At 72.3% G+C, this 19,591-nt stretch carries 13 protein-coding genes and 1 tRNA gene; 8 read left to right on the forward strand and 6 right to left on the reverse strand.

All coding sequences use genetic code 11. The features are described 5' to 3' along the window. Positions 1–337: 337 nt before the first annotated feature. Positions 338–2,917 carry an ABC transporter permease gene (locus tag ACFYW9_RS35025; RefSeq protein ID WP_389159115.1) on the reverse strand — a complete coding sequence of 860 codons (2,580 nt, stop codon included), beginning with the start codon at positions 2,915–2,917 and terminating at the stop codon, positions 338–340. Further along, on the reverse strand, positions 2,914–3,702 hold the full coding sequence (locus ACFYW9_RS35030) for an ABC transporter ATP-binding protein (protein WP_351859659.1): 789 nt from the start codon (positions 3,700–3,702) through the stop codon (positions 2,914–2,916). The genes ACFYW9_RS35025 and ACFYW9_RS35030 overlap by 4 nt, the downstream gene beginning before the upstream one ends. A 428-nt stretch (positions 3,703–4,130) precedes the next feature. Here ACFYW9_RS35030 and ACFYW9_RS35035 point away from each other — a divergent pair, with 428 nt between their 5' ends. The 3 genes from ACFYW9_RS35035 (at position 4,131) to ACFYW9_RS35045 (ending at position 8,265) form a co-directional block, all read left to right on the forward strand. Beyond that, positions 4,131–5,678 (forward strand): MFS transporter, encoded by a 1,548-nt coding sequence (locus ACFYW9_RS35035; protein ID WP_389159117.1) that lies wholly within the window; start codon positions 4,131–4,133, stop codon positions 5,676–5,678. A 401-nt stretch (positions 5,679–6,079) separates the two neighbouring features. After that, positions 6,080–6,634, forward strand: a complete 555-nt coding sequence (locus tag ACFYW9_RS35040) for a DUF485 domain-containing protein (RefSeq protein ID WP_389159119.1) — start codon at positions 6,080–6,082, stop codon at positions 6,632–6,634. Continuing rightward, positions 6,631–8,265, forward strand: a complete 1,635-nt coding sequence (locus ACFYW9_RS35045) for a cation acetate symporter (RefSeq protein WP_389159121.1) — start codon at positions 6,631–6,633, stop codon at positions 8,263–8,265. The genes ACFYW9_RS35040 and ACFYW9_RS35045 overlap by 4 nt, the downstream gene beginning before the upstream one ends. A gap of 235 nt (positions 8,266–8,500) precedes the next feature. Here the strand turns inward: ACFYW9_RS35045 and ACFYW9_RS35050 are convergent, their stop codons facing one another. From ACFYW9_RS35050 to ACFYW9_RS35060, 3 genes are all read right to left on the reverse strand, one after another. After that, positions 8,501–9,388 (reverse strand): cellulose-binding protein, encoded by an 888-nt coding sequence (locus tag ACFYW9_RS35050; protein WP_389159123.1) that lies wholly within the window; start codon positions 9,386–9,388, stop codon positions 8,501–8,503. Positions 9,389–9,658: 270 nt separating this feature from the next. Further along, a complete protein-coding gene (locus tag ACFYW9_RS35055; protein WP_389159125.1) occupies positions 9,659–12,418 on the reverse strand; it encodes an SUKH-4 family immunity protein in 2,760 nt (919 codons plus the stop codon). Positions 12,419–12,425: 7 nt separating this feature from the next. After that, positions 12,426–13,412 (reverse strand): SMI1/KNR4 family protein, encoded by a 987-nt coding sequence (locus tag ACFYW9_RS35060; protein WP_351859670.1) that lies wholly within the window; start codon positions 13,410–13,412, stop codon positions 12,426–12,428. Between the two features lie 229 nt (positions 13,413–13,641). Here ACFYW9_RS35060 and ACFYW9_RS35065 point away from each other — a divergent pair, with 229 nt between their 5' ends. Next, positions 13,642–14,145: a YwqJ-related putative deaminase gene (locus tag ACFYW9_RS35065; RefSeq protein ID WP_389159127.1), complete on the forward strand. Its 504-nt coding sequence runs from the start codon at positions 13,642–13,644 to the stop codon at positions 14,143–14,145. A gap of 78 nt (positions 14,146–14,223) precedes the next feature. After that, positions 14,224–14,754, forward strand: coding sequence for an SUKH-3 domain-containing protein (locus ACFYW9_RS35070; RefSeq protein ID WP_389159129.1), 531 nt, complete (start codon positions 14,224–14,226; stop codon positions 14,752–14,754). A 296-nt stretch (positions 14,755–15,050) separates the two neighbouring features. Here the strand turns inward: ACFYW9_RS35070 and ACFYW9_RS35075 are convergent, their stop codons facing one another. Next, a complete protein-coding gene (locus ACFYW9_RS35075; RefSeq protein WP_389159131.1) occupies positions 15,051–16,361 on the reverse strand; it encodes a sensor histidine kinase in 1,311 nt (436 codons plus the stop codon). Between the two features lie 304 nt (positions 16,362–16,665). Here ACFYW9_RS35075 and ACFYW9_RS35080 point away from each other — a divergent pair. The 3 genes from ACFYW9_RS35080 to ACFYW9_RS35090 all read left to right on the forward strand — a co-directional run bounded on the left by ACFYW9_RS35080 (position 16,666) and on the right by ACFYW9_RS35090 (position 19,415). Next, a tRNA-Gln gene (locus tag ACFYW9_RS35080) sits at positions 16,666–16,737 on the forward strand. A gap of 120 nt (positions 16,738–16,857) precedes the next feature. Then, positions 16,858–18,306, forward strand: coding sequence for a bifunctional UDP-N-acetylglucosamine diphosphorylase/glucosamine-1-phosphate N-acetyltransferase GlmU (gene glmU / locus ACFYW9_RS35085; protein ID WP_389159133.1), 1,449 nt, complete (start codon positions 16,858–16,860; stop codon positions 18,304–18,306). Positions 18,307–18,437: 131 nt separating this feature from the next. Continuing rightward, entirely contained in the window at positions 18,438–19,415 is a 978-nt protein-coding gene (locus tag ACFYW9_RS35090) for a ribose-phosphate diphosphokinase (protein ID WP_351859676.1), read from the forward strand. Positions 19,416–19,591: the final 176 nt, after the last annotated feature.

Raw genomic sequence — 19,591 nt, forward strand, 5'->3', positions numbered from 1 at the left:
ACATCGACGCCCGTCGCCACCGACGCCCACCCCTCACCCGACGGCGACGGGCTGATGCACCGGCACGGGGGGCCCCCCCCCCCCCCCCCCCCCCCCCCCCCCCCCCCCCCCCCCCCCCCCCCCCCCCCCGCCCCCCCCCCCCCGGGGGGGCCCCCCCCCCCCCCCCCCCCCCCCGCCCCCCCCCCCCCCCCCCCCCCCCCCCCCCCCCCCCCCCCCCGCCCCCCGCGCCCCCCCCCCCCCCCCCCCCCCCCCCCCCCCCCCCCCCCCCCCCCGGGGCCACCACGACCCCCGTACGCGGTGGCCCCTTCGACCGCCCGCCGATCGGCCAGGACTGCTCCTAGTCGGTGGCGATCGCGTTCAGTACGTTCATCCGGCCCGCCCGGAACGCCGGGATCAGTGCGGCGAACAGGCCCACGAAGGCCGATCCGACGAAGACCCCGATGATGGTCGGCCAGGGGATCTCCAGGACCTTCAGTCCCTCCAGGGCGAGGAGCTGCTGGGCGGTGGCGCCCCAGCCCATGCCCAGGCCGAGGCCGAGCAGCGCGCCGAAGAGGGCGATGACCACCGACTCCATCCGGATCATGCGGCGCAGCTGACGGCGCGAGAGGCCGATGGCCCGCATCAGACCGATCTCCCGGGTGCGCTCGACCACGGACAGGGCGAGGGTGTTCACCACACCGAGCACCGCGACGATGATCGCGAGGGCCAGCAGGCCGTAGATCAGGTTCAGCAGCTGCCCGATCTGGTCCTTCATGGCCTCCTTGTAGTCGGTCTGGTCGCGGACCTGGTACTGCGGGTAGTCGTGCAGGGAGGACTTCAGGGCCTTGTACGCGCTGTCCTGCTGTCCGTCCTTCGCCGAGGCGAAGACCAGCTGGTCCAGGGGCATCTTGTCGGCCGGCACGTACTTGGCCAGCGTGGCGATGGAGATGTACTTCGAGCCCTTGTCGATGACGGCGTCGCTGCTGGTGATGGCTCGGACCGTCAGGCTCGCGGTGGCGCCGTCCTTGAAGGCGATCTTGATCTTCGACCCGAGGTGGATGCCGTGGTCCTTGGCGAACTTGTCGTGCACGGACATCGAGTCGGGCAGGTAGGCGTCCTTCAGGTCGCCCGCGACGGTCTCGGTCCGCAGGTCGGTGGCGTACGACGGGTCGGCCGCCGTGACGTCCGTGCCCTTGAGCGTCTTGCCGTCGGGGGTGGTGTAGTCGCCCTCCGCGATCCGGTACTCGGTGACCCCGGACAGCCCCGGCGTCTTCTTCACGGCCTGCACGGCCTGCGGGGTGATCGGCTGACCGCCGTCGTTCTGGATGATGAAGTCGGTGCCGACGGTCTTGTCGAGCTCGTCGCCCGCGGAGGCGACCATGGAGGAGCCGACCACCGACAGGCAGGCGACCAGCGCGAGACCGATCATGAGGGCGGCGCCGGTGGCGCCGGTGCGGCGCGGGTTGCGCAGGGCGTTGCGCTCGGCCAGGCGTCCCACCGGGCCGAACGCCCGCAGCAGGACCGCGCCCAGGACGCGCACCACACCGCTCGCGAGCAGCGGGCCGATGATGACGAACCCGAGCAGGCTGAGCACCACGCCGAGACCGAGCCACATCGAGCCCTCGCTCGCCTTGGTGGCGTCGGCTGCGAGGTAGAGGCCGAGGCCGCCGGCGCCGGTGAGGAGCAGGCCGAGCACGGCCCGTACGACTCCGGCCTTCGCGTCGGCCGGGGCGCCGGCGTCGCGCAGGGCGGCCATCGGGGAGACCTTGCCGGCCCGGCGGGCCGGCAGATAGGCCGCCAGGACCGTGACGACGATGCCCAGCACCATGCCGATCACCGGGGTCGTCCAGGCCACCGTCAGGTCGTCGGTGGACAGGTTCATGCCGGTCATGCCCATGAGCTTCATCAGGCCGACGGCGATGCCGATGCCCGCGCCGACACCGAGGACGGAGCCGACCGTGCCGAGGAGCAGTGCCTCGACCAGGACCGAGCGGTTGACCTGCTTGCGGCTGGAGCCGATGGCCCGCATCAGACCGATCTCGCGGGTGCGCTGGGCGACGAGCATCGAGAAGGTGTTGATGATCAGGAAGATGCCGACCAGGAAGGCGATCCCGGCGAAGCCGAGCATCGCGTACTTCATGACGTCCAGGAAGCCGCTCACGTCCTGGCTGTTGGCGTCGGCGGTCTCCTTGGCGGTCTGCACCTTGTAGTGGCCGCCGGTCGCGGCCTTCACGTCCTGCTTCAGCCGGGCGTCGTCGACTCCGGCGGCGGCGGTGACGTTCACGTTGGTGTAGACGCCGGTCCGGCCGACGAGCGTCTTCTGGGCGGTCGGCGTGTCCAGGTAGAAGATGGCCGCGCCGGGGTTGGTGACGGTGAAGTGCGCGATGCCGGAGATCTTCGCGGTGTGCGTGCCGACGGCGCTGATCACGCCGATCTCGTCACCGAGCTTCAGGTGGTGCTTGTCGGCGGTGTCCTCGTCGACCATCACCTGGTCGGAGCCCTTCGGCGCCGCGCCGGAGGTGATCTTCATGGTGCGCGCTTCGTTGGCGTTCCAGCTGCCGACGATGGTGGGCGCGCCGCTGGAGGGCGACAGGTTGTCCTTGTCCGCGTCCACGACGGTCACGGCGCTGGAGAAGACGGCGCCCTCGGCCGACTTCACGCCCGGCGCCGTACGCACCTGGGCGAGCACGGAGGCGGGCATGACCGGCGGCCTGCCGTTGCCGGACGTCGTCTCGCCGGTGTCCGAGGCGCTCTTCGCGCTCACGGTCACATCGGAGGAGGTGGCCGCGAACAGCTTGTCGAACGTCGTGTTCATCGTGTCGCTGAACACGAGCGTCCCGCAGACGAAGGCCACCGACAGCAGGACGGCGACGGCCGACAGGGCCATGCGTCCCTTGTGCGCGAAGAAGTTGCGCATCGAGGTCTTGAGGACGGTCATGACGTCCGCCCGCGGGAGTCGAAGTCCTTCATGCGGTCCAGGACCTGATCGGCCGTCGGCTGGTGCATCTCGTCGACGATCCTGCCGTCCGCGAGATACAGCACACGGTCCGCGTACGAGGCCGCCACCGGGTCGTGCGTGACCATCACGATGGTCTGGCCCAGGTCGTCCACCGAGCGCCGCAGGAAGCCCAGCACCTCGGCGCCGGCCCGGGAGTCGAGGTTTCCGGTCGGCTCGTCGCCGAAGATGATCTCGGGCCGGGCCGCCAGCGCCCGCGCCACCGCGACGCGCTGCTGCTGGCCGCCGGAGAGCTGGGTCGGACGGTGCTTGAGCCGGTCCTTGAGGCCGACGGTCTCCACGACCTGGTCCAGCCAGGCCCGGTCGGGCTTGCGGCCCGCGATGTCCATCGGGAGCGTGATGTTCTCCAGGGCGTTCAGCGTCGGCAGCAGGTTGAACGCCTGGAAGATGAAGCCGATCCGGTCCCGGCGCAGCTGCGTCAGCTTCTTGTCCTTGAGCCCGGTGATCTCGGTCTCGTCGAGGAAGATCTGGCCGGAGGTGACGGTGTCGAGCCCGGCGAGGCAGTGCATCAGAGTGGACTTGCCGGACCCCGAGGGGCCCATGATCGCGGTGAACCGGCCCCGCGCGATGTCCACGTCGACCTGGTCGAGGGCGACGACGCGGGTCTCCCCGGACCCGTACGCCTTGACGACCTGTCGCGCCCGCGCGGCGACGGCCGTACGCCCTCCAGTGCCCTCGTGCCTGGGAATGCTTACAGCCGATGTCACGGTATGTCTCCTAAGTCGGCCGGCAGGGGGACCTGCCGGGCTGCGAAAGTCTGCGAGCGGGTGCGACGGGCCGCGGAGGTCCACGCTGTTCGGACGCGCCGCGCCGGCCACGTCGTTAAGTCTGGTGTCGCGAGGGGGTCGGCCGCGCTGGTGCACGGCCCCGTCTTCTGCTGGGGAAAACCCCACCCCCGTGGGTGCGGTCCGCACGACCGGAGGGCGCCCCCGACGACGTAAGACCAGGTTAAGAACGGCTTCGGCCCGTCTCGTCCTCCGACGGGACGAACCCTCCCCGAGCCCTGGTACGGAGGTCCCCCTAGGGGTTCTCCACCCTGCGGTGGACGAGACCTCGGGGTCGGGTCCACCTCTGGGCCCACCCAGCCTCCACCCTCCCCCGGCGTGAGGCTCAAGTGGGAAGCTGGCACCGGCAGATGCATGCAGGGGGAAGGAATCCCGTGGGCGAGGGAAACACCGGGACACCGGTCGTACGGGAGCACGCCGCCCGCACGGGCCGGGCCGAGACCCGGCGGCGGCGCGCCGTCGTCGCCGCGCTCATGCTGGCGATGGGGCTCGCCGCGCTCGACTCCACCGTCGTGTCCACCGCCGTCCCGCAGATCGTCGGCGACCTCGGTGGCTTCTCGGTCTTCTCCTGGCTGTTCTCGGGCTACCTGCTGGCCGTCACGGTCACGCTCCCCGTCTACGGAAAGCTCTCCGACACCTTCGGCCGCAAACCGGTCCTCGTGGCGGGCGCCTCGCTCTTCCTCCTCGGATCGCTGCTCTGCGCCGGCGCCTGGAACATGGCCGCGCTCATCGCCTTCCGCGTCGTCCAGGGCCTGGGCGGCGGCGCCCTCCAGGGAACCGTGCAGACACTCGCCGCCGATCTGTACCCGCTCGGGGAACGCCCGAAGATCCAGGCCAAGCTGTCCACCGTGTGGGCGACCTCGGCCGTCGCGGGTCCCGCCCTGGGCGGAGTCCTCGCGACGTACGCCGACTGGCGGTGGATCTTTCTCATCAACCTGCCGGTCGGGGCCCTCGCCCTGTGGCTGATCATCCGTCATCTGCGCGAACCGCAGCGGGCCGCCCCGGCCCGGCGGCCGCGGATCGACTGGGCGGGCGCCCTCGCCGTGTTCGCCTGCGGCGGTGTCCTGCTGACCGCGCTGGTGCAGGGCGGTGTCGCCTGGGACTGGCTCTCGGCCCCCTCGATCGCCCTGTTCGGAACGGGCCTCGGCCTGGTCGGGGTCGTCGTGGCCGTCGAGCGGCGGGCCGCCGAACCCATCATCCCGGGCTGGGTGTGGCGCCGCCGGACGATCGCCGCGGTCAACCTGGCGCTCGGGGCACTGGGCCTGCTCATGGTCGCGCCCACGGTCTTCCTGCCCACCTACGCGCAGGCGGTCCTCGGCCTCGCCCCGGTCGCCGCCGGATTCGTGCTCTCCGTATGGACGTTGAGCTGGCCGGTGTCGGCGGCGCTGAGCCAGCACGTCTACCGCCGCATCGGCTTCCGCGACACGGCCGTGCTCGGCATCGGCGCGGCGGGCCTGCTCCTGCTCGCCTTCCCCTTCCTGCCCTACCCGGGCGAGGCGTGGCAGCCCGTCCTGCTGATGCTGCTGCTGGGCGGCGCGCTCGGACTCTTCCAGCTCCCTCTGCTCATCGGCGTCCAGTCCACCGTCGGATGGGCCGAACGCGGGACGACCACCGCCTCCGTCCTGTTCTGCCGGCAGACCGGACAGACCCTCGGAGCCGCCCTGTTCGGCGCCGTCGCCAACGGGGTGCTGGCCGCGCGGCTCGGCGGCGCCGGCGATCTCGACGCGGTGACCCGGGCACTGAACTCGGGTGCTCCGGGCGGGCAGTTGCGGAGCGCGGTCGCCGACGCGGTCCACGCCGTCTATCTGGGCGCCGCCGGTGCCGCCGCCCTCGCCCTCCTGGTCCTGCTGTTCGTCGCACCGCGCCGCTTCCCGGTCCTCGACGACCCCACGGACTGACCCCGGCCGCCGGTCCTCGGCGACCCCGCGCACGCGCAGCCGAAATCCGGCGGAAGGGGCCGTGCCGGCACATCGATGCCCGTCGCCACCGACGGCCACCCCTCACCCGACGGCGACGGGCTGATGCACCGGCACGGCCCCGACCCACCCACGGGACCCACCCCGGCCTCCGCCCGGCACCCGCTTCCCCACGCGAAATCCGAAGAACCTTCAGGGCTGCTCCAGGAGAACTCCACAGGTAAACGCGGGTAACACCCCAGGTCACCGAAGTAAGCGCGTACCGACCGCCCAGTTCGGCGAAACGGTCGCGCGGCCCCGCTACCTACGAGTAGCGTGCGCGCTGCTCACCCCCCGCTCCCTGCGGTCCCACCGCGGACCCGAGCCACGCAAGGAGAACCGGGATGCCCGACGCGTTCTCGTCCCCCGAGCACCCCCGGCCACGCCGGCAACAACCGCACCGACGCCCCTACTCACCGCCCCCGCCCCCGCGGGCACCCCTGTACCAGCCGTACCCGCCCTACCCGGAGGACCCCGGCCACCCTCCGCAAGAACCCGACCCGGCCCCCGATCCCAGCCGGCTGACCTACCCCTGGCAGCCCCGGCCCCGGCCTCCCGAGCCCCAGCGGCCGCGGATGCCGCGCCACCAGCCCCTCGGGCAGCACAGCGACATCAGACGCCTGCGCGGCGCCTACCGGCGTCAGCGCCGGGTCGCGACCCTCACCGCCCTCGGCTACTTCACCCTCTTCCTCATCCTGTCGGCCTTCGCGCCCTCGCTGATGACGAGCACGGTGTCCGGCGGACTGTCGACCGGCCTCCTGCTCGGCCTGCTCCAGGTCCCCGTCACCTGCCTGGCCATCGCTCTGTACGAGCACTCCGCGCGCCGGCGCCTCGACCCGATCGCGGACCGGATCCGCAGACAGAGTGAACTGGACGCGAAGCGGGAGGCGGCACGATGACGGGGTTCACCAGTTCGGCACAGACCATGTCACTCGTGGCGTTCACGGCCGTCGCCACGATCACCCTGCTGCTGTGCGTGATGACCGGCCCGGACCGCGACGACCTCGACGAGTTCTACACCGGCTACGGGTCGCTCTCCCCGATGCGCAACGGCCTCGCCATCGCCGGGGACTACATCTCCGCCGCGAGCGTGCTCGGCACCGGCGGTGTCATCGCGCTGGCCGGCTACGACGGCGTGGTCCTCGCCCTGAGCACGGCCCTGTCCCTGGTGCTGCTGATGTTCCTGCTGGCCGAACCGCTGCGCAACGCGGGCCGGTTCACCATGGGCGACGCGCTCGCACGCCGTATGCCGGGCCGCGCCGTCCGCAACACGGCCTGCGCGGTGACCATCGTGGCGCTGCTGCCGCTGATGCTGGTCCAACTGGCCGGTGCGGGAGACCTGCTGGCCTTCATCCTCGGCTTCTCCGCCGACTCCCTGAAGACCGGCTGCGTCATCGGCCTCGGCGCGCTGATGATCAGCTACGCGGCGATCGGCGGCATGAAGGGCACCGCCCTCATCCAGATCATGAAGATCGTGATGCTGCTCGGCTCGGGCACGGTGATCGCCGTGCTCGTCCTTCAGCGCTTCGACTGGAACCCCGGCACGCTGCTGGCCGCCGCCGCCGGCAACAGCGGGGTGGGCGACGCCTACCTCCGCTCCGGCCTCCAGTTCGCGGGCGGTGCCAGCCCCCGCCTCGACATGATCACCTCGGAGCTGACGGTCGTCCTCGGCGGCGCCTGCCTCCCCCACATCACCATGCGCATGTACACGGCGAACAGCGCCCGCCAGGTGCGCAGGTCGCTGTCCTGGGCGGTGCCGTGCGTGGCCCTGTTCGTCCTGATCGTCAGCGTCATCGGCTTCGGCGCCACGGCCCTGATCGGCCGCGATGTGATCGCCACGGCCGACCCACAGGGCAACACGGCCTATCTGCTGGGTTCCCGGGCGGCCTTCGGCACCACGGTCTCCGCGGCCGAGACCCTCCTGTTCACCACCGTGACGACAGCGATCTTCCTCACGCTGCTCGCGTCCGTCGCCGGGATGATCCTGGCCTGCGCCAACTCCCTGGCCCACGACGTGTTCGCCCACAGCCGGCTCTTCCGCGGCCGCCGCCGCGACGACCAGCTCTCCCCGCGCCGCGAGATGCTCCTCGCCCGCATCTCCGCGCTGGCGGTGGGGGCACCGGCCATCCTGCTCGCCACCCTCGTCCAGCATCACAGCCTTCAGCCCCTGATCACCCTGTCCTTCTGCCTGGGCGCCTCCGCGATCGCGCCCGCACTGGTCTACGGCCTCTTCTGGCGCCGCTACACCCGCGCGGGCCTCCTCGCCACCCTCATCGGCGGCACCCTCACCGTCCTCGTCCTCATGCCCGGCACGAACCTCGTCTCCGGCTCGCCCACCGCCGCGTTCCCGAACGCCGACTTCAACTGGTTCCCGTTCACCACGACCGGCATCGTGTCGATCCCGCTGGGGTTCGCCTACGGGTGGATCGGAACGGTGGCCTCGGGCCGCCGCAAGGCGGGAGAACAACGCAAGCAGTACGAGGCGGTGGAGGCCTGGATCCTGGCGGGAGCGATACGCCGGGGGCGGTGAAACGGGGCGGGACGACGACCCGGCGGAAACCGGGCGAGACAACGCCCGGCGGAAACCAGGCGAGACGACGGCCCGATGGAAACCGGGCGAGACGGGCGGGTGGGTGGGAAAGGCGCCGCGGAGCGGCGAAGAGGCACCGCGGAGCGGTGGAAGCCCGGACCGCGGAGCGGTGGTCGGCCCCGGACCGCGGAGCGGTCGAAGGAGCACCGCGGAGCGGGGCTCCCGCCGAGGCCGGCTACTCCGCCGGGGCGTGCCCGGTGAGAGACGTGAGACTGCTCCGTACGTGGTCCATATGGGCCCGTACGTGATCCCACCGCTCCGCGTGCTCCCGCAGCACCCGATCGGTCTCCCGGGAGATCCGCTCCCCACTGACCCGGGCCTCGGCGACCAGCCCGGCCGCGCGCGCCGCCGCGTCCTCCTGCTGGTGCCGGTCCCACTCCTCCGCCTCCGCGAGGACCCGTTCGGCCAGGGCGAGCGACTCGACGGCACGTGCCTCGCGGTCGAGCAGCCCGGCCTCGGTCGCGGCCTCGCGCTCGGCGGCGGCCCGCTCGTGATCCGCCCACCGCGCCGCGTGCTCCGCTTCCTGCCCGGTGACCAGGTCCTCCGTCCGCCGCCGCACCTCGCGCAACGCCGTGAGCACCTCTCCCCGGTGCTCCTTGATGTCCCGCCGCGCGGAGACACGTACCTCGTCGGCCTCGGCACGGGCGTCGGCCAGCCGCCGCAGGGCCCACGCCTCCGCCGCGTCGCGCAGCTCGTCGGCGTACGCCTGCGCCGCCTCCCGCACATCGCGCCCCACCGCCTCGGCCGCCTCGGCCTCCGACCGGGCCTCCTGCCGTGCCTCCTCCCGCAGGGCCTCGGCCTCCTGGCCGCCGAGCTCGAAGATCCGCCGCGCCCGCTCGCCGAGTTCCTCGTACGACTGCGGGGCGAGCCGCGTCACGGCCTCCCGCAGCCGTTCCGCCTCGGCCTCCATGTCCTTGGCCAGCACCGTGAGCCGGGCGGCCCGCTCCCAGGCGGCGTCCCGGTCCCGGGAGAGCGCCGCGGCGTACGCGTCGACCTGTTCGGGACGGTAGCCACGTCTCCGTACGGCCACGAAGCCGTACGGCGACACCGGTGTGCTGCTCATCCTTGGACCCCTCTCCGCCCGACACACACGAAAAGACGATTTCGCGCACATCTTGATGGATCGCACGGAAGTGTTCATAACGCGACACTCCGCCCGCCCATTCGGCCGGAGACGGTTCACAAGCGTGTCATTTGAGGTCAGCGACACCCGACAGGCACGAACGAACGAGGCGCCCGACCCGCGACCCGGGCCGAGCGCCTCGTCCTTACCGCCGTTGTCCTGCGTGTCCCGCCGGCGGCACCGGCGCCGCCGTTCTCCGGGGAGCCGCTCCTAGAGCAGCCCGTCCCACATCTCCTCCAGCAGGACCGACCACCAGCTCTCCGGAGAGGCCAGGGCCGCCGGGTCGAGCGCGGCGAGCTGGGCCTGGAAGTCGACCGTCCAGCGGCCCGCCTGCTCCTGGTTGAGGCCGAACCGCAGCCGCCACATCCGGCCGAGCAGCGCCAGACAGCGCGCGAACTCGGGCAGACCGGTGTTCACGAACTGCGGCGGCACCGGAGCACCTCCGGGACCGGCCTCCACGGGCACGGCGACGATGTTCGCCGTGCCGTACTGGACGCAGATCGCCTTGCCGAAGTCGCTGCCCATGACGAGGTACGAGCCCGCGTCCGGGGACGCCGCCACCCCGCGCTCCTGCGCCAGTTCGGCGAGGGTCGGCACCGGGCGGCCCGGCTGGGCCTGCGCCCAGAAGAACGGGCCCATGTCGACCGGCAGCCCGGCCACGACCAGGGTGTGCGCCACGATCGGCGGCACACCCTGCCGCGACACGGCCGCGTGGTCGAACCGGAACACCCCCGGCCCGAACGCCGCCGCCAGCTCCTGCGCGATCGCCTCCGGCGGGATCGGCGGCGCGGGCTGCACCGGCGGAATCGGCGCCCGCACCGGTGCCGGACGCGCCGGCCCGTCCGCGACCTGGTGCAACTCACCCTGATGCGCGAGAAGTTGATGCATTCCCTGCTGCCGGCTCGCGTGATCCGTGCCGTACGGCGCGATGCTCGTGATCCGCGCCTGCGGGAAGGTCTCCCTGATCATCCGCGCACAGTACGCGCCCGGCAGCTCGCAGGACTCCAACTCCGTGTGCAGCTCCAGCACTTGCTGCGGCGGCACGTTCATCGCGCGCAGCTCGTGCAGGATCTGCCACTCCGGGTGCGGAGTACCCGGAGCGGACCGCCGGATCAGCTGCTGCTCGGACCCGTCCTGGGCCCGGTAGCGCAGCACGGCCTGATAGCCGGGTCCGACGGTCGGCTGCCCCGTCTGCGGATAGCCGTACGCCGGCTGCTGTCCCGGCACGGGCTGTCCCGGTACGGGCTGCCGTCCGGGCAGCGGCTGAGGGGCGCCCGGCATCATGCCGTGAGCCTGCGGAGGCTGCGGAGGCTGCGGCGCACCGGGGCCTCCGGCCGGAGGGGCGAACATCGTGGCCGCGTGGTGCACCTCACCGGAGGGCGTACCCCCCGGAACGCCGGGCGCTCCCGGCGGCTGCGGCGCGCCCGGCCCCGCCGGGGGCCCGGCCAGCATCGTCGCGGCGTGGTGCGCTCCACCCGGGGGCGTGGCGCCCGGCGGGGCCGGCACACCGGGAGCGGCCTGCTGCCAGGGTGCCCCGGGGGCACCCGGCGGCTGCGGCGCGCCGGGGCCGCCCACCGCGGGCCCCGCCAGCATCGTCGCGGCGTGGTGGACACCGCCCGGAGGAGGTGTGGCACCGGGAGGCCGGGGCGCGCCCTCGGGCCCGTCCGGCCCGAGCTGGGAGACGAGCTGCGTCGGCACATAGCCGCCCGCGGGGGCACCCGGGGCGCCCGGGGCGGACGGCGGAGGCGTACTGCCCGGCCGAGCGCCCGGCACACCCGGAGCACTCGGCGGAGGCGGAGTGCCCGCCCCTCCACCGCGCGCCGCTCGGGGCGGCTGCGCCTTGCTGGTCGCGGCGTCGGCGATGTCACCCGCGTTCGGGGGCAGCGGCCGCGACGGCACGGCCGGCGGCGGCGTACCAGGGGCACCCGGAGCGGCCGGGGCGCCGGGCGGCGGAGTGCCCTGACCCGCGCCGGGGCCCTGCGGATAGCCGTAGGCCGAGGCACCCGGCAGACCGTGGCCCGACGAGGTACCGGACGGCGCGGGAGAGTTCGGGTCACCGGCCACGGGCGCCAGCGTGGTGCGCGGGAGTTGGCTGCCCCCCGACATCATGGCGGTCTGATCGAGCGCGGCGGCCGGCGGCGGCGTGCGCGAGTCGTCGACGTCCGTCAGCTGCGGCGCGAACACGGTCGCCGGCAGCGGTACGGAACGGTCGTCCCCGGGATCGGCGTTGGTGTCCGTCCCCGCCCACGGGGTCGCGTCGGCAGGTATGGCGGGACTCGCGTCCCGCGGACCGGGGACCTCGTCGTCGGTCGCGGCGTCCGGCCACGGCGTGGCCCCCACGGGAACCGGCGGCGCACCCGGTACCGGAGCGGCGGAGCCCGGCGAGGAAGGCGCACCCGGCGTGACGGCCGGGGAAGGGGCGTGCACGCCCGGCGCGGCCGCGGCTCCGTGCTCCCCGGGCTGTCCCGGCGCACCGGAAAGCGGACTCCCGCCCCCGGCGGCCCCGTTCACGGAACCGCCCGCCGCGGAGGCGGCGGCCGGACGGGATCCCGCCCCGTCGGAGCCGGACGGGCCCGACCCGGCACGCCGGTCCGGGATCCCCATCCTGTCCGCGGCCTCCTGAAGCCATTCCGGAGGGCTGAGCAGGAACGACGTCTGGTTCAGGTCGACCCGCGCCGCGGGCGCCGGCGCCGGATCGGGGGCCCCGGCCGGCACCCCGTACTCCTCCTCGTAGCGGCGGATGACCTCACCCACCGGCAGCGCGGGCCACAGTGTGGCCTCCCCGCTGTCCCGCGCGATGACGAGCCGCTGCGCGCCCCCGTCGGAACGCGGCCCCTCGGCGCGGTCCTCCGCCCATACGACGAAACCGAGTTCGAACTCGCGTACCCGCACCTCGCGGTGCTGGTACCCGGCCACGTCCCCGTTGATCCACTCTTCCGCGCGCTCCTGCGCCTGTGCGAAGGTCACCATCGCAACGTCACTCCCCCACCGAAGAGACGGGCACGGCGTACGCGAAGCCGCCGTCCACCATCAGATTCGCCACCGTCTCCAACTCCGGCGGATTGCCCGCGAGCCGGGACAGGAACTGGTCGAAGTCGTCACCGCACGGCAGCAGCAGCCGCTGCACCCGCTCGGCCGCCGGCCACGCGTCCTGGTCACGGGCGTCGTCGAACGCGCAGAACCAGACCGAACCGATCCGGTCGCCCTTCACCTTCACGGCCAGCAGGCCGCCCTGCACGAACCCGACACCCAGGTAGTCCTTGGTCAGATGGTCGCGCAGACACTTGTTGACGTACACCAGGTCGTTGACCGCGGCCTCGTCGCGCACGGTGAACAGCGGCTGGTCCACCAGCAGTCCGAGCTCGGCGTCGAGCGCGGCACCGACCGGCGCGCACCCGCCCGCCGCCTTCAGGAACGACCGGTAGGCACCGGGCAGCCGGTAACCGAGGTCCTCCTCGACGGCCAGCACCTGCTGCTCGGTCACCGCGACCGACGACTTCGGCAGCCCGAAGTGCGCGGGCCGCGTCTCCTGCAGCGGCCGCGTCCCCCGCTTGGAATGGTCGACGGCCGCGGTCGCGACACCACCGTGGTGCCGCAGCAGCGCCTTCACCTCGACCGGCACCAGCTCCAGCCGCCGGGTGCCCGCCACGTGATGCCACGTCCAGCCGTGCGGAGTCGCCACCGCGGGAATCGTGTCCCACAGATCGTGGCCGGACGCGGCGAGCGCGGCGTTCGCGGAGACGTAGTCCGTCAGCCTCAACTCGTCGACGCCGAAGCCCTCCGGGGGCTCGGCGATCTCCGCCGCGGCACGCGCGTAGAGCGAGAAGTCGGGATAACCGCGCTCGTCGATCCGTACACCTCTGGGATGGCGCGCCGCCCGGACCGGATCCGGGAAGTGCACGACTTGCCCGGCGTAGGCCGCGTTCGGCGGCGCGGCCTGTTGCCCGAGCCGACCTGTCGTCATGACGGTTGCCCCCTGCGGCGTCTTCAGTAGCTGGATGGAGCGCGGATGTCGACAGCCTATTCGGTTGTACGACACCGGTCACCGGGCCTCCGGTTCCGTGACCAGCCGTCACCCCGCCGTGACCGTACGCCGAAGACCTGGCGTGTCGCGGCGCCCCAGCTACCGCTCCCGCCACGGCGTTTGGCAGTCTGTCTCCGCACCGGGGGATGCACGGGAGGGAAAGACGATCATGAATGCGACGCATACGAGCACGTCCGGGGACCCCCGGGTCGGCTGGAGCAGCACCGAAGCACTGCACGCGCCCGTCCTGCTGTACCGCCGCGACGGCATACTTCCCACCGTCGCCGCCGCCCTCTCCGTCCGCGGCGCCACCCTCACCGGCACGGCAGCCCGCGGCGACCAGCCACCCGCTCTTCACCCGCTGGTCCAGGACTTCCTCGACACCCTCACGAACGCCCAGCGCGACCGCTTCACCGGCCGCTGCGCCGAGGCCATCCTGATCTCCCGGCAGATCGCCGCCGCCGACGCCGAACGCAGCAAGCGCGCCGGCCGCAAGCCGATGACCAGCGGCGAGGCCCGCAAGGCCCTCAAGGGGGCCAAACTCACCGCGCGCCGCATCCGCGAGGACGGCGACCCGCTGCACGGGAGCTTCGCCGCGCCCTGCCGCTCCTGCACGGCGCTCAGCGGCCACTTCGGCGTACGCATCGTCGACCCGGCGGAACCGGACGCCTGAACTCCCCTATCCCCGCATACGTACGTATGACGGCGTCCCGCGACGCCGATGTCCCATCCCTCGACGAACGAAGGGCAGATGCACTCCGAACGCTCCTCCTCCAGCCTCTTCTCCCCTGCCGGGCAGGGGGGATCCTCGTCGCGTTTCCCCGAGCCCGTGGTCGCCGTACTGCGCTCGGCGGGATGGCAGCCGGGACGCTGGGACATAAAGCAGGCCGAGTACTGGGCCGACGAGCTGCGCGGACACGCGTCGCCGGCCGGGCACCGGCACTCCGTGTTCCCGGCGGCGGTCGAGGCCTGGGCGGAGTTCGGGGGGCTGCGCGTGGGCGCCACGGGACCCGGGCGCCAGCTCGCCCCCGCCCTGCTCCATCTCGATCCCCTGCACGGGCTGCACATGGCCCGTACCCTCGGCGACCTCGGCCGGGCGCTCGACACCGAGGTCTGCCCCCTGGGCGAGGAGGCCGACTCCCACGCCCTGCTCGCCATCGACGCCGAGGGCCGCGTCTACACCCTCGACCACACCGGCGACTGGTACCTCGGCCCGCACATCGACGCGGCCCTCACCAACCTCCTCACCGGCACCGCCCCACCCCGGCTCACCACGACCTGACCCACCAGGACCTTCTTCCGCCCCCTCCGCCCCACCCCGGGGCTCCGCCCCAGCCCCCGCTCCTCAAACGCCGGAGGGGCTGAAAATCACGCCCGTGAGGGACGGCACCCAAGCCACCGCACACCCGCAGCCGGGATCCGACGGAAGGGGACGTGCCGGTACATCGACGCCCGTCGCCACCGACGCCCACCCCTCACCCGACGGCGACGGGCTGATGCACCGGCACGGCCCCGACCCACCCACCCACCGAACCGCACCCGCACCCGCACCCGCACCCGCGACGGCCGGCGCCGCCACTACGCGGGGATCACCGCCGACACCCGGAACCCACCCGCATCGGTCGGCCCCGACACGAACACACCCCCGAGCGCGGCCACCCGCTCCTTCATCCCCAGCAGCCCGTTCCCCCCGCTGGGCAGCGCGACGGACGACCCCGCCCCCACCTCCGGCGGGCACTCGTTCTCCACCTGCATCGCGATCTCGGACACCCGATGCGCCAGCCGGACGTACGTCTTCGCCCCCGCCGCGTGCTTGTGGACGTTCGTCAACGCCTCCTGCACCACCCGGTAGGCGGTCTGTTCGATCTCACGGGCATACGCCCGCAAGTCCCCCTCGACCGACAGGGCCACGACCATCCCGGCCGCCGCCGACTGCCCGATCAGCTCGTCGATCTCGGCCAGGCTCGGCCCCTCACCGGTCCCGGAGTCGCCCGCGGCCCGCGACGCGGCAGCGGCCGCGGCGGCCCCCACCGCCGCCAGCGGCACCGACGGCACCCGCGTGTCCAGCCCGTCCCCCGTACGCAGTACGCCGAGCATCTCTCTCAGCTCCGTGAGCGCCTGCCGCCCCATGTCCCCCACCAGGGCGGCGTTCTTCACCGCCTTCTCGGGATCCTTCCGGGCGACCGCCTGGAGCGCCGCCGCGTGCACGACCATCAGGGAGACCCGGTGCGCGACCACGTCGTGCATCTCCCGCGCGATCCGGGTGCGCTCCTCGTTGCGCGCCCACTCCGCCCGTTCCTCGGCCCGCTCCGCGAGCAACTGGAGCTCCCGCTCCAGCGAGTCCGCCCGCTCCCGCAGGCTCTCCATCAGCCGCCGCCTGGCCCCCATGTACAGCCCGAGCAGCACGGGCGGCGCGGTCATCCCGATCGCCGTCGTGATGGAGGCGAAGGGGACCAGCCAGTTCCCCATCGGCACGTCCCCGTCCACGACGCTCTGGTGCGCCCGGACGAACGTGACGATCAGCATGCCGGCGAAGGACATCCCGGCCAGCGCCGCGGTGATGCGCCGCGGCAGCTCGGAGGCGGCGAGCGTGTAGAGCCCGACGAGTCCCATCAGGAACCCCATCTGGGCGGGCGTGATCGCGATGGACACCAGGACGACCGCGATCGGCCACTTCCGCCGTACCAGCAGTACGGACCCGGCCACCGCCCCGAACACGACACCCACCGGAGCGGGCAGCCCCGCGTCGTGCGCGAAGCGGACCCCCTCACCTCCGCATTCGAACGCCGATGCCAGAGCGAGCCCCGCGTCCAGCACCGCACCGCGCCATCCGACCCACCACCACGGCCCGGTCCCGGCCGCGGTGTGCGCTTCCCCCGTCGTGGTCATGGCTCCAGCCTACGGTTGCACCCCGAACCATTTCCGGTGAGTTTTGGCTACTGGCCTACACCACACCCCGCCGGGAATCGACGGCCTCCGGGACGCCGCCGGCCCCGGGCCGGTCCCCGTCGCGCAAGCACAGGAACGCAAACACCCGACCGGCACGAACGCCTCGGACACCCGGCGGGGCCACCCGGTCATCTGCCGCGCGGGAGGCGCCGAGTTGTACCGTCGCACGGAGGGCATCCGGTACGGCATAGTGTTGGGTGCCGACTCGACGGGCCGACCGATTGTCCGGTTCGATCGAGTTCATTCCCCCGTGGTGTAATTGGCAGCACTGTGGCTTTTGGTGCCATCTGTCCGGGTTCGAGTCCTGGCGGGGGAGCCTCGGTCGACCCGGTCCCTGACAGTGCTCTCAGGGCCCTCTCCCACATGCCTCCTGTTTCGCCCCGGTATCCTGCGGATGTCCACTCCCCCCAGTCATCCGAAGCCGAAGGGCAGTCCCGTGAGCTCCAGTCGCCCGGCAGCCGTCGTTGTACTCGCAGCGGGTGAGGGCACCCGTATGAAATCGGCCACCCCCAAGGTTCTGCACGACATCTGCGGACGCTCCCTCGTCGGTCATGTACTGGCCGCCGCGAACGAGTTGGACCCCGAGAACCTGATCGTCGTCGTCGGGCACGCACGCGAGAAGGTCGTCGGGCATCTCGCGGAGATCGACCCGGACGTACGCACCGCGGTGCAGGCCGAGCAGAACGGCACCGGGCACGCGGTACGGATGGCCCTCGAGGAGCTCGGCGGGGACGTGGACGGCACCGTCGTCGTGGTCTGCGGCGACACCCCCCTGCTCAGCGGCGAGACCCTGCTCACACTGGCCTCGGCCCACAGCGCCGACGGCAACGCCGTCACCGTGCTCACCGCCGAGGTCCCCGACGCCACCGGCTACGGCCGCATCGTGCGGGACGGCGCCGGCGGCGCGGTCACCGCGATCGTCGAGCACAAGGACGCGAGCGACTCGCAGCGCGCGATCCGCGAGATCAACTCGGGCGTCTTCGCCTTCGACGGCCGCCTGCTCGCCGACGCGCTCGGCAAGGTGCGGACGGACAACAGCCAGGGCGAGGAGTACCTGACCGACGTCCTCGGGATCCTGCGCGAGGCCGGGCACCGGGTGGGCGCGGCCGTCGCCGCCGACCACCGCGAGATCGCCGGCATCAACAACCGCGTCCAGCTCGCCGAGGCCCGCCGCATCCTGAACGACCGGCTGCTCACGCGGGCCATGCTGGCCGGCGTCAGCGTCCTCGACCCCGCGACGACCTGGGTCGACGTGACGGTCACCTTCGAGCAGGACGCGATCGTGCACCCCGGGACACAGCTCCAGGGCGCCACGCATCTCGCCGAGGGCGCCGAGGTCGGGCCCAACTGCCGCCTGAAGGACACCCGGGTGGGCGCCGGCGCCCGCGTCGACAACACCGTGGCCGACACCGCCGAGGTGGGTCCCGAGGCCAAGGTCGGCCCGTTCGCCTACCTGCGTCCCGGCACGCGGATCGGCCTGAAGGCCAAGGTCGGCACGTACGTCGAGACGAAGAACGCCACGATCGGCGAGGGGACGAAGATCCCGCACCTGTCGTACGTGGGGGACGCGACGATCGGCGAGTACTCGAACATCGGTGCCGCGAGCGTGTTCGTGAACTACGACGGGCAGGACAAGCACCACACCACGATCGGCTCGCACTGCCGTACGGGTTCGGACAACATGTTTGTGGCTCCTGTCACGATCGGGGACGGCGCGTACACCGCGGCGGGCTCCGTCATCACCAAGGACGTGCCGCCCGGTTCGCTGGCCGTGGCCCGTGGCCAGCAGCGCAATATCGAGGGCTGGGTGGCTCGCAAGCGTCCCGGAAGCGCCGCGGCGAAGGCCGCGGAGACCGCCTCCCGGGAACCGGAAGACGAAGGCTGACCGGAAAGCGGCACGTCCGGGACGGCGTACCGTGATAAGTGCACATCCGCACCCCTGCTGAGAAGCCCTCTCGCAACCCAGCTGAGAAGGCCTCTCACGCCCACTGAGATGACCTCTGAGGAGACAGTGCTGTGACCGGGATCAAGACGACGACCGGCGAGAAGAAGATGATGTTCTTCTCCGGCCGCGCCCACCCCGAGCTTGCCGAGGAGGTCGCCCACAAGCTGGGTGTCGGGGTCGTCCCGACCAAGGCCTTCGACTTCGCGAACGGCGAGATCTACATCCGCTACCAGGAGTCCGCGCGCGGCGCCGACTGCTTCCTGATGCAGAGCCACACGGCCCCCATCAACAAGTGGATCATGGAACAGCTGATCATGATCGACGCTCTGAAGCGGGCCTCCGCCAGGAGCATCACGGTGATCGTGCCCTTCTACGGTTACGCCCGTCAGGACAAGAAGCACCGTGGACGTGAACCGATCTCGGCGCGTCTGGTCGCCGACCTGATGGCGACGGCCGGTGCGGACCGCATCCTCACGGTCGATCTGCACACGGACCAGATCCAGGGCTTCTTCGACGGCCCGGTGGACCACCTGTTCGCGCTGCCGATCCTCGCCGACTACGTGGGCGCCAAGGTCGACAGGTCCAAGCTCACCGTCGTCTCGCCGGACGCCGGCCGGGTGCGCGTGGCCGACCGCTGGTGCGACCGTCTCGACGCTCCGCTGGCCATCGTGCACAAGCGCCGCGACAAGGACGTCGCCAACCAGGTCACCGTCCACGAGGTGGTCGGTGACGTGAAGGGCCGCGTCTGCGTCCTCGTCGACGACATGATCGACACCGGTGGCACCATCTGCGCCGCCGCCGACGCGCTGTTCGCGCACGGCGCGGAGGACGTCATCGTGACGGCCACGCACGGTGTCCTCTCCGGCCCGGCGGCCGACCGTCTGAAGAACTCCAAGGTCAGCGAGTTCATCTTCACGGACACCCTGCCGACCCCCGGCGAGCTGGAGCTCGACAAGATCACGGTGCTCTCGATCGCGCCGACCATCGCGGACGCGGTGCGCGAGGTCTTCCAGGACGGCTCGGTGACGAGCCTGTTCGAGGAGCAGTAGGCCCCTCTCCCGTCGGTCGCCTAGATCGATTTCTTGTACGGCCTCCCCGCCCCGTAAGCTGTCACAGTTGCTCGGCGAGGGAGGCCGCACTTTTGTGTGCGGCGGTCCGTTATCGACGCGCTCTTCGTAGCAGGCCGATGGTTTGGCCGGGTGACCTCTTTCCCCAGATCTACGAG

This window comes from Streptomyces sp. NPDC002698, from assembly GCF_042888945.1.
Lineage (GTDB): Bacteria > Actinomycetota > Actinomycetes > Streptomycetales > Streptomycetaceae > Streptomyces.